Source organism: Pedobacter petrophilus (assembly GCF_009674725.1).
Taxonomy (GTDB): domain Bacteria; phylum Bacteroidota; class Bacteroidia; order Sphingobacteriales; family Sphingobacteriaceae; genus Pedobacter; species Pedobacter petrophilus.
This window is the reverse complement of the sequence record NZ_WKKH01000079.1, coordinates 1-10,572: the sequence shown is the minus strand read 5'-3', so window position 1 is coordinate 10,572 and position 10,572 is coordinate 1. Positions and strand designations below refer to the sequence as shown.

Here is a 10,572-nt window from a genome sequence, read left to right as displayed (position 1 = left end):
CGTCAGCTATGACAGGCCAAATCCCCGAGGGGGGTCAGTATGGTGCATTACTGGGGTCAATATTGCCAGAATATCCAAGGGGTAAAAAAGAATTAATGATATTTATCAAAATATTCTTGAAGGGTCATCTTATGAGGCGTAAAATTATCAGCAAGGATTTCCATTTTTTTGATCCTATCAAGTCTGAAATACCTGAATTCTTTCCGTGAGTGGCACCAGGCAACTAATAACCAGTTTTCTTGCGTGCTTATTAAGGCAAATGGCTCGACCATCCGGCTTGTAGCCTGACCTGCTTCGTTGGTGTATTCAATTTTTATAATAAAAAAATTTGTGAGTGCAAATTGCAGGTCGGTCAAATTACTGCTATTCTTTTCAATGTTGATGTTTTGACTAAACCGGGTCCGCTCGGCAAGCAGGTTGGCCTTGTCCAGAATTTTACGCCCTAATACTGCTTTTATCTTGTCGATAGCTTCACAATATTCCTTAACAAATGAAGCATCTTTGTTCTTTAACACTAACTGCTCTGCTAGTATTAGTGCATTTGCCTGGCTTTCTGTAAACATTACGGGAGGGATCCTATAACCTTCCATTAAAGTATATCCTTTTCCATCCTCGGTTAATATCGGAACACCGGATCGTTCCAGTGCTCTTATATCACGATAAATTGTTCTGACGCTTACTGAAAACCTACCTGCCAGTGCTGTTGCCGTCACAAGCCGTTTGGTTTGCAGGTGTGTTAAAATTGATGTCAGGCGCGAAAGTCGGTTAATGTCATTGTAATTCATACCTGCTGATTATTGTTATGGGAAACGGTGCGATCACGTATCGATCCGTTATGCGATCGCTCATTGAAAAATTTAACCTGCACTTAAGTTTCATGCTAATTTCTAATTAGATCTATAGGTAAGGGACATCAATAATGCGTTTTAATAATTGTTCTTATTTCATTGGAAAATCCAATTCGATGGTCTGAATTTTTCATTACCAAAGTTGAGTTTTATGTAAAAAGATTTTTTGATAAGAGTGATCATTAAACAAAATTATAAACTGGACTATACTAATTTACATTACGACCTCCGTTCAAATGCCGCAGTGATCCAGACATGGGATGTTCAAGTTAAGCCGGTAGCACGAAATCTTGTTAAGAAATTTTAAATATTTCATTAAGAGAAGCGTAGGGCGTAGTTTCCTGAGCAAATTTAAATGTTCCCTGCTGCTTTACTTCTTCTACGGCTCTTATAAAGCCACCATAAGCTGCCCGTATAAGTGAGGAGCCTAAACTAATCCTTTTGACGCCCATATCTGCGAGTTCATCAACCGTTAACTGGCACCCCTGAATACCCATTAAGACATTCACAGGGACAGGGTGTACTGCCTTAAGTACTGCCATCACTTCTTTGTGTGTTTTTAAGCCCGGCGCAAAAACTACGTCTGCGCCTGCATCGGCAAAAGCCGTTAGTCGGTTTATGGTATCTTTAAGGTCGGGCCTCCCATAGATCAAATTTTCTGCTCTTGCGGTAAGCGTGAATGGTACGGATAGATCTTGCTTTGCCTGCACTGCGGCCTTGATGCGTTCAACAGCTAATTTAAATGGATAAATCGGATCATTGGGCTTGCCGGTCGCATCCTCGATAGATCCTCCGCAGAGACCAATATGGGCAGCTAAAGTTATCGTTTTCGCGCAATCCAACGGATCGTCGCCATACCCGTTTTCCAGATCGGCCGCAACGGGGAGCCTGGTTGAATTGATAATACTGCTCGCGTTAGCTAAGGTTAGTTCTCTCGTCAGCGATGCATGCCCATCGGGTAAGCCCAGACAAAATGCAAGTCCGGCACTGGTAGTCGCAAGCGCTTCAAAACCCAGATGCTCCAATACCTTGGCAGAACCCGCATCCCATGGGTTGGGAATAATAAAAACGCCGTTACGTTGATGAAGTCGCAGGAAGGCTGTTGCTTTAGTGATCTGTGATAGAACATTGAGATTCTTCATTTTTAGTTATCGTTTTTTTAGCCATTGCAAGTTATCATTAAAATAAGGTCATTGAAAACCTGAAGCGCTTATATCAGGTCGTCGATGCTATCTAATAAAAACCTGGCATCTGATTGGGTCATACCAGTCCTGGGATAATAGTTAACTATTTGGGCGCGGCTTACGTTATTGGTTTGGCTTCCGCAGCAGCTAGTTTCGTTACCCTGATCAGTTCTTTACCATGCCTTTTTTCTGATCATCTTCATCTACACCCGGTCAGAAAGGTAAGTACAAAAGGATTAATCTGTTAAAGCACGCGATGCACTGACCAACTAGCCTTCCAGCCTCGCTGTTCCAATTAAATTCGCATGAATTACCATCTTTAGGCGTTTAAACATAGCAATCTCAATTTAAAAATCATATATAATTATGAAATCGTTAATATTAACGCTAAGAATTCTGTCTATTACATTCATTGCTGTTCCAGTGATGCACCTCTTTATGGGCATGTACGCCGATTCAACCCTTGGTGCAACCTTAACGGCTCAAATGGCATCCGACCCGTCCTTTGACAGCCAAAATCGCTTTTATGGCGTTACCTTTTCACTACTTCCGTTGTGCTATTAATAGGCACAACCGATTTACGTCGTTATAAGCCCATGGTAATGGCAGCATTGTCTGTGTTATTTGCGGCAGGAATTGCTCGTGTTATTGGATAGCTAATTCATGGTACACCTTCCCCTGCAATTATTGGCATTCTCTGCGCAGATATACTACTTACGCCACTTTTTTATTATTGGATCAAGCAAAGTCTTAAAGCATCGGAGTAATGTTCTAAGATCTAACCAATTCAACTTTATGGATAAAGGAAGTATTCTCACATTCAAAAAAGGCAGTTAAATTGCTTCGATGAATGGGTGTCCGGCAAGGCCGGGCACCCATTCATCTTTGATAACTTAGCTAAATTCTTTGTCGCAGCGGAAGGGCCCGAGCCTTCGGTGGCTGCCAAATTCAGCACGCTGCATTCGAACAATACTTTTGTTCCTGCGCTAAATTAGTCGCTTACAGTTAACAAATGCGTCTATGTGCGTTAAGTCTCGGCTAAAGTTTTTTAATATGCGCGGGGAAAGCCGGTTCAGCGCTGCACCAGCTTCAAAGCATGGGGGCGCCATCCTTTGCTATTTATTAATCTTGTTTAGACTTGTCTTCGAGTGAACGACAGCGATACAATACGGCTTATTCATCACTCAGCTCGTCCCACCATGTGCCATTTGGAAATCCGCCACTGGTGTAGCCAATTATATAAGCAAAGGTGTCATCCTGTTCGATATTTTACAGGTGTGCATTCAGTTTTTTTTCTCTTTCTTCACGGCATTTATGCGCGATTCTTTAAGTCATATCCGCATCTTGTGTAAAATTTAAGCGAACTAATTGGATTGGAAAGGTATAAAATTTTGAGAAACATCAAAGTTTTATACCTTAGTGTAATTAATACACAAATAAAACTATGAATATACAAAATGTTATTTTCGATTTCGATGGAGTAATTGTTGATTCGGAACCGATTCACGCTGAGGCAAAGAAAGGGACGCTTGATCACTTTCAGTTAACCTACGATTCCGATCTTTTTGATCAATTTAAAGGTATCCCTGATTCAGATTTTTTTCGGTTTGCTTCTAAAGATTTAGCCGGAGCAATGATAACCGCGGAAGCAATGAATGATTACAAGCGAACCTTATATGCAGCAATGCTCCCCGATATTAAATTGATAGAAGGTGTCTTCGATTTTATTGAAAAATTGAAACATGAAGGAATAAAAATTGGTATAGCAAGTTCCACTACCAAGAGTGATTTTCTGTTAATTAATGACAAATATAAGCTAAACACATATTTTGATGTCATGGTGACAGGCGGAGATACATCAATGCATAAACCTCACCCGGAACCCTATCTGAAAGCCATGGAATATTTGAAAGCATTACCCGAAGAAACTGCCGCGATCGAAGATTCACCTAATGGAATAAAATCTGCGTTAGCCAGCGGTTGTACAGTAATAGGTTTAACAACCTCATTTGATCAAGTGGTGTTGAAGGACGCTGGTGCGCACTTTATTACAGACAGCTTTGCAAAAATTGACTATTTAGACCTACTATTGATGCGTTAAGTTTTACTAAACAAGTCTACTTACCCGTTTAGTAGGATGGTTTTGTCTCCTAACCAAGATAAAGGCTCGTATACAGTCCCTTAAGCCCAATAACGTATGGATTTTGATCGCACCACGCGAATACTTTCCGGGTGCTCAACTGAAAAGTTTCAGGCTTAAGGAAACTGTTGTGGAATCCAACGCGAATACTTCGTTGCTGGTATCCACATTAGCAATAGGTTCATTGGCATACATCGGCCTTACCTCTCCAATCAGGTAATTACCAAAGTCGGCGAATATCTGACAATCCCTGTTTTCATTTGCACAGGACAAGATAGACTGATTTACATATTTCCTGATCCCCAAATGGTACAACTTACTTCTATGAGACTTCAGGCAAACACAAATATCCCGAAGCGAGTTACGAGAGGTTAACTGGCCAAAGAACAGTTGGATGAATTGGTTCCAGCAATTGAAATCCCTTGTCCTGAAATCAACGTTATACTTTGTAATATCTAATTCACCAAGATATAATGGTTTGGTAGAGGATAGCTTTGTCACCTCCTTTATCGACTGGTGCCGATACATTACTAATTGCATAAGTTTATTTTTTACTCATCTGAGAAGCTAAACTAATACAGCGTTTTTTCTTTCATTTGAAATATAATTATCCAAAATGTATCAATCTACTGGTATTGCTTGAGCCACTCTAAACGCCTTTGATCGGGAAGATGCATTACAGAGAAGCTTTCAAACCTCGCCTCAAACCCATTCCCATCCGGACAAGCAGCCATAAGCCCTACCATCACAGGACAGTTGTCTTGCAATGGGGCATTGCGTGTTATGATATAGTTTTTATCATCCAATGAATAATAAATCTCTATAGTATCTAACCTATGAACCGCTTTAATACAAATAAAAGAAGGTGCCTTATTAAGCGGGGCTACGCTCCAATCACTTTTTTCATTTGTCACTACAGTACTTATATTAAATTTACCGGTTACAAACGCAACGCCTGTTTTGATATAATTTTCTGATCTATACGTATCTAAACACATATTTTGATGTCAACATTCATTCAATCTTATTTTTTTTAATTATTCGGATCGTAAAGCAATTTGGACAATAGTAATTCCTTTACTGTTATCCACTCGTCTTCAATAATGCTGTAACATACTGAATTCCGTTTTCTACCGTTTGACATTATTCTTTCGTAACGAATAATTCCTTCTTCTTTAGCTCCGAGCCTCAAAATTGCGGCGCGGGATTTTTCATTTATCTCATCTGTTTTAAATTGGACACGAATGCATTTTCTTTCCTCGAAGGCATATCGCAGCATTAAATATTTGATCTCGGTGTTCACAAATGTTTGTTGCCACGAGGCGCTTATCCAGGTATGGCCAATTTCAAGGCTTCTGTTTTTATCGTCTATCTTCCAAAACCTTGTCGAACCGACTACCTGGTCGGTTTTTGTTTTGACTACAAAAGGCAATACCGTACCAATGGCCAGTCCGTTCAAAGCCGTGTTTATATAGTCGTCAATAGTTTGTTTATCGGGGACAAAAGTAAAGGGCAAATCCCAAAGCCGTCCATCGCTGGCGGCATTGATAAGTGCGGCTTTATCATTACTTTTTAGAAGACTTAATGTTACTTTCTCGCCTATGATTTCCATTTTTAATATTGAATTGGTTTGTGAACAATATTTGCTATATTAATTAGTGCATTCAAAGTAATTAAATATACTTCATTAAGCCTTCATAAAAAGAAATTCAAAGTTGCAAAATCAGTGTCGGTATATCGGTAACGCATACTGTGATCCACCTAAACTTTGATCCGCTTTAGTTCCAATAATGTTTGGGACAAAAAGTAGTTATACTGATAAACTCCAGCTCAATTCTGTGATAAAGCGAGAATCAGATTGTCGTGGGTTCACATATTTAGCACGAGGACATCAGTGGTTAGCAATTCGTGAATGGCCAATTAGCTACTGTATTCGTTGTGGGATCGATTAATTCTTGGCAATTAAAATGTTTAATAGAATTATTTTAAGATGGATTATCTAGGGTACAATAGCCCTTTAGAATCAGATAGCTATAGGAAACTGCATAACCATAACATCCTTATACCGAAACTGAAAAGCGTTAATGACAAAACACTTTTTTCGTTAAAATTGTCCTCATACTAATTGCGTTTGTCGTTATTCACAATTAGATGTTATTCAATTAATTAGCGATAGCTTTTTTATCAACTTTTCAACTCATAATAATTTCTTTCTCCCGTTTTTAAACAGTTTCTTACACATCAGCCAAAGCTTTTGCTAATAATCATTTTAATCTATAACAACACTTTTGCGCTAACTGATAGCTCTTAACCTCTATATTTACAGTATGAAAAGAAATTTAATGGTTGGTAAATTTATGGACCGCAACCAATCCATAATAATTGCATATATAGTCTCGATGCTTTTGAGCACGGTAGTTCCAGGGTTCTTCTCAACTTACGTGCATGTTGCAACCCCACCCAATATCGAGATTGGTCTTATGGCTTTGCTCACCACGATTTTTTTGGGATATTTAAATTACCAACAGGCGCATGATAGACTGTTTAAAGATCTTTTTAGAGAGTTTAACGTTCGATATGACGCTTTTAATGATGATTATCAATATTTCAAAAAAACTTACCTGGAAGACGTGAAGATGAATGACATAAAAGCAAATGATATTAAAAAAATAATTGATTATTTAAACCTCTGTACTGAAGAGCATTTTTGGTTTGAAAAGGGAAGAATAGAACAAACCGCCTGGAAAGTTGGAAATCCGGCATGCACACCTGGGCGCAATTACCTGCTGTGCGGATCGTATTTTTAAACGAGGTTTCTACGTGGACAACGTCATACTACAAAGGCTTTCAGGATTTTTTTAAATCGCTGTGAGCTTTGGACTAACTAAAAATAGTTGTCAAGTTTTCGGTTGCTGGTTCTTAGCTATCTAAGTAGTTTTGTAACACTAAAACGGAAGAACAATGGAACTCACAAAGGATGGAATGTACAAACAGTTTAAACTATAATATCAATTGATCCGCAAATTTTTCAGTTGAAAAAGTGTTGTGTCCAACTTAATGATATAAATATTTACTGCTATATTATTCAGGGCAAGGTCCCGCGACAATAGTAATTTGATGTTTTTGCCATTTGGTAAATTTAATTCAATTTGCATTCGCGACTTTTATAGTATGGAGAATCTTATAAACTACCTTTTGCAATTCGGACAGCTAAATCAACCACAAATTGATCTAGTGAAAAGCAAAGTAAAAGTTCTGGAGCTCAAAAAAGATGAATATTTTTCCGAAGCTGGAAAAGTACCTAAACGTGTTGCTTTTATCAATGAAGGGATTTTACGGGTATCCTATTTCAATATCAAAGGCGAGGAAATAACGAAATATTTTATTGATGAAAATAATTTTGCAGTTGACCTAAGCAGTTATACCCAAAAGATAGCTTCGTCAGAATATGTACAAGCAGTTACAGATTGTTCTCTTTTGATCTTTTCAACAGAATCATTAAGCGAATTATCCATAACTATTATCGGTTGGGATAATATCATCAGCCAAATAACATCCAAAGCATTGTTTGAGAAGGTAAATAAATTAAGCCCAATGTTGGCCGAAGATGCTACAACCCGCTATAACGATTTTTTGAAAAAGTTTCCGACACTTGCCAACAGAATACCACTATCCTATTTGGCTTCGTACTTAGGTATTACACAATCATCGCTGAGCAGAATTAGAAAAAACATCCGATAAATTACTTTTTGCCAAATGGCAAATGATTCCATTTGATGTTGATGTAATTTTACATGAACATTAAAAATAGAAAAATGAAATCAATTATCGTTACAGGAGCCAACAGTGGAATTGGTTTTGAGTGTGCTTTGCAAATGGCAAAAATAGCTACAAATGAACAAATAATCTTGGCATGTAGAAATGTTCAAGCAGGGAATGACGCCATCAAATTAATCAAAAACAAAACGGGGCATCGACATCTGAAATGTTTGGAGTTGGATCTGGCTTCTTTAAAATCTATTAAGCAATTTGCTGAGATATTCAGTAATGAAAAATTCCCAACTGTCTCGGCATTGGTGAACAATGCGGGTTTGCAAAATATAGGCGAAACCCAATATACATCCGACGGATTTGAACTTACTTTTGGAACAAATCATTTAGGCCCTTTCGCATTCACGAATTCGCTCTTGCCATATATGGATAACGGTGGTAGCATAACTTTCACTGCAAGCGATACACACGACCCATTACAAAAAACAGGAATAGAACCGCCTGTTTACACAAATGCAAATGACCTCGCTTTTCCAAAAAATACAAATGAGAAAAAAAGCGTGTTAGGACAGAGAAGATATTCAACCTCAAAACTATCAAATGTGCTGACAACCTATAGCCTTCAAAAGAAGTTGGCTAACACCAATATCCGTGTAAATGCATTTGACCCCGGGCTGACGCCAGGAACAGGGCTTGCAAAGAATTACCCTGCAATATTAAGATTTGCATGGAAAAACATAATGCCGATAATGACGCTTTTTAAACATAACACAAATACGCCTTCAAAATCTGGAGGGAGATTAGCGAACCTTGCATTTTCAAAAGAATATAGAAATCTGAAGGGCATTTACTTTTCTGACGGAAAAGTTATTAAATCTTCGATTGATTCTTACAATTTAGATTTTCAAAAAGATCTTTGGGAAACAAGTTTGAAATTGACGAATACAAATTTTGAGGAACCTGAATAAAGATTGATACATCAAAATATTTTCAAAAATTTATTTCAGGACAACACAAAGGTTAGATGAAAAAAGCCTAGCTTCGTATGCTCAATAAAAAATTTCGGACGCATTTCAAAATGTTATTAACAGCAATGAAGTTAAAAGAACGGTTACCTAAGGAGGTAAGATCGCTTTATCTTTTGAGCGGTGTTTATGCCATGTTTTCAATACCAGGCACCTGATCACGTCTAAACGTTTTAATATTAACATTTTTCATGGTTCTGCTTAGAAATGATCGAGTCATACAGATGTATGATGCCAAATAGCTAACGGTATAAGATTTGAGATTCAGGTTGACCCCATGAAAATGCAAGGGGAACGTTGCTGACCTGATCAAGTGAAAAAGCTACGTTCTTAATTAAGTTAAAATTTGTTGTTCTTATTTTCACGATTACCAGGGCGAAATATCATTCGTAAAGCCTGGTCACGTGTAAGATAAGCGACTCCCCAATTATATACCGTTCTGAACTTATTGCTAAAACTCACCAACGAAATAAGGTGGATAAACAACCAGCTTAATAAACCTAAAAGACCACCAAAGTGCAATTTATGTTTAAAAAGATCGGCCACAGCGGCCCGCCTGCCAATGATGGCCATATCACCGCGGTCGAAATATTTGAAGGGCTTTAAAGTATCTCCTTTCGCTTCACGGATCAGGTTTTTTGCCAATTGCGTTCCCTGTTGTATGGCGGGCTGCGCCAATTGCGGATGCCCGTTTGGATAGTCAGTATCAGTAAATAGCATACTGATATCACCAATGGCATAAATATTACTGTACCCGTTTACTTTGTTAAAACCGTCGGTAAGCAGGCGCCCACCCTTACCTATGCTCTCTTTCTGTAAGCCTTCTATGCTGTTCCCAGTAACCCCGGCGGCCCAGATCAAGGTTCGGCTTTCAATTGTAGTGCCATCTGACAGTTCTACGAGGCCGTTGCCAAACTGTTTGACCTGGGTATTCAATTTGATGATCACCCCTTGTTTATCCAGAATGCTATAAGCCGCTTTATGAGATTTGTCGCTCATGGGCGGGAGCAAGAAAGGCGAGCCATCTACAATATAAATATCTGCTTCCGCAGCATTTAAATTGGGATAATCTTTTTCCAAAATAAATCTCCTCATTTCGGCAAGCATACCAGCAACCTCTACACCTGTCGGTCCGCCGCCTGCTATTACGATAGTCATCAAACGTTTTCTTTCCTCGGGATCTGTTTCAATAGCAGCCTTCTCCTGCGTTTTAACCATTTCATTCCGGAGATGTAAAGCATCATCGATTCCTTTCAGCGAAAAACTGTTGGTTTTTATACTTTCATTACCAAAAAAATTGGTCCTGGTACCAATAGCGACGATCAGAATATCATAATGCAAAATTCCTCCATCGTCCAGGCAAACATTATTTGCTGCCGCATCTATTTTTTCAACTGAAGCCATGCGAAAACTTATGGCTTTCTTTCTAAAAAGTTTCCGAAAGGGGTAACTAATGCTGGAAGGGTCCAGAAATCCGGTAGCAACCTGGTAAACCAGCGGTGTGAAATAATTGTAATTGTTTTTATCTGGATAAACCGCTTCAAATTGACCCCTCTTCACCACTTTAAAAAGCCCCCCTTAGCCGAGTTAATTTAATAAGGTCC

General features: G+C 38.6%; 10 protein-coding genes. 4 read left to right on the top strand and 6 right to left on the bottom strand.

Annotated features, from left to right (window positions below; translation table 11 throughout):
- Positions 1–92: 92 nt before the first annotated feature.
- Both GJU39_RS22415 and GJU39_RS22410 read right to left on the bottom strand, forming a co-directional pair.
- Positions 93–785: a helix-turn-helix transcriptional regulator gene (locus GJU39_RS22415; protein WP_154283231.1), complete on the bottom strand. Its 693-nt coding sequence runs from the start codon at positions 783–785 to the stop codon at positions 93–95.
- A 356-nt stretch (positions 786–1,141) separates the two neighbouring features.
- Positions 1,142–1,990 carry an isocitrate lyase/PEP mutase family protein gene (locus tag GJU39_RS22410; protein ID WP_154283230.1) on the bottom strand — a complete coding sequence of 283 codons (849 nt, stop codon included), beginning with the start codon at positions 1,988–1,990 and terminating at the stop codon, positions 1,142–1,144.
- A gap of 1,486 nt (positions 1,991–3,476) precedes the next feature.
- On the opposite strand from GJU39_RS22410, the gene GJU39_RS22405 reads away from it, so the two are divergent.
- A complete protein-coding gene (locus GJU39_RS22405) occupies positions 3,477–4,133 on the top strand; it encodes an HAD family hydrolase (protein WP_154283229.1) in 657 nt (218 codons plus the stop codon).
- Positions 4,134–4,268: 135 nt separating this feature from the next.
- On the opposite strand, the gene GJU39_RS22400 is transcribed toward GJU39_RS22405, so the two are convergent.
- From GJU39_RS22400 to GJU39_RS22390, 3 genes are all read right to left on the bottom strand, one after another.
- Positions 4,269–4,712 carry a DUF4372 domain-containing protein gene (locus tag GJU39_RS22400; RefSeq protein ID WP_209437713.1) on the bottom strand — a complete coding sequence of 148 codons (444 nt, stop codon included), beginning with the start codon at positions 4,710–4,712 and terminating at the stop codon, positions 4,269–4,271.
- A gap of 86 nt (positions 4,713–4,798) precedes the next feature.
- Entirely contained in the window at positions 4,799–5,170 is a 372-nt protein-coding gene (locus tag GJU39_RS22395; RefSeq protein WP_154283228.1) for a DUF1349 domain-containing protein, read from the bottom strand.
- 35 nt (positions 5,171–5,205) lie between these two features.
- Entirely contained in the window at positions 5,206–5,784 is a 579-nt protein-coding gene (locus tag GJU39_RS22390) for a GNAT family N-acetyltransferase (RefSeq protein ID WP_154283227.1), read from the bottom strand.
- Between the two features lie 715 nt (positions 5,785–6,499).
- Between GJU39_RS22390 and GJU39_RS22385 the strand changes: the two genes are divergently transcribed.
- The 3 genes from GJU39_RS22385 (at position 6,500) to GJU39_RS22375 (ending at position 8,911) form a co-directional block, all read left to right on the top strand.
- Complete coding sequence (locus GJU39_RS22385; RefSeq protein WP_154283226.1) at positions 6,500–6,979, top strand: hypothetical protein; 480 nt, start codon at positions 6,500–6,502, stop codon at positions 6,977–6,979.
- 364 nt (positions 6,980–7,343) lie between these two features.
- Positions 7,344–7,913, top strand: coding sequence for a Crp/Fnr family transcriptional regulator (locus tag GJU39_RS22380; protein ID WP_154283232.1), 570 nt, complete (start codon positions 7,344–7,346; stop codon positions 7,911–7,913).
- Positions 7,914–7,987: 74 nt separating this feature from the next.
- Positions 7,988–8,911 carry an SDR family NAD(P)-dependent oxidoreductase gene (locus GJU39_RS22375; RefSeq protein ID WP_154283225.1) on the top strand — a complete coding sequence of 308 codons (924 nt, stop codon included), beginning with the start codon at positions 7,988–7,990 and terminating at the stop codon, positions 8,909–8,911.
- A 396-nt stretch (positions 8,912–9,307) separates the two neighbouring features.
- Here the strand turns inward: GJU39_RS22375 and GJU39_RS22370 are convergent, their stop codons facing one another.
- A complete protein-coding gene (locus GJU39_RS22370) occupies positions 9,308–10,531 on the bottom strand; it encodes an NAD(P)/FAD-dependent oxidoreductase (protein ID WP_342448237.1) in 1,224 nt (407 codons plus the stop codon).
- Positions 10,532–10,572 lie beyond the last annotated feature (41 nt).

Coding starts and splice junctions, on each gene's coding strand:
- GJU39_RS22415 (WP_154283231.1), bottom strand. CDS start 785: ATGAATTACAATGACATTAACCGACTTTCGCGCCTGACATCAATTTTA.
- GJU39_RS22410 (WP_154283230.1), bottom strand. CDS start 1,990: ATGAAGAATCTCAATGTTCTATCACAGATCACTAAAGCAACAGCCTTC.
- GJU39_RS22405 (WP_154283229.1), top strand. CDS start 3,477: ATGAATATACAAAATGTTATTTTCGATTTCGATGGAGTAATTGTTGAT.
- GJU39_RS22400 (WP_209437713.1), bottom strand. CDS start 4,712: ATGCAATTAGTAATGTATCGGCACCAGTCGATAAAGGAGGTGACAAAG.
- GJU39_RS22395 (WP_154283228.1), bottom strand. CDS start 5,170: ATGTGTTTAGATACGTATAGATCAGAAAATTATATCAAAACAGGCGTT.
- GJU39_RS22390 (WP_154283227.1), bottom strand. CDS start 5,784: ATGGAAATCATAGGCGAGAAAGTAACATTAAGTCTTCTAAAAAGTAAT.
- GJU39_RS22385 (WP_154283226.1), top strand. CDS start 6,500: ATGAAAAGAAATTTAATGGTTGGTAAATTTATGGACCGCAACCAATCC.
- GJU39_RS22380 (WP_154283232.1), top strand. CDS start 7,344: ATGGAGAATCTTATAAACTACCTTTTGCAATTCGGACAGCTAAATCAA.
- GJU39_RS22375 (WP_154283225.1), top strand. CDS start 7,988: ATGAAATCAATTATCGTTACAGGAGCCAACAGTGGAATTGGTTTTGAG.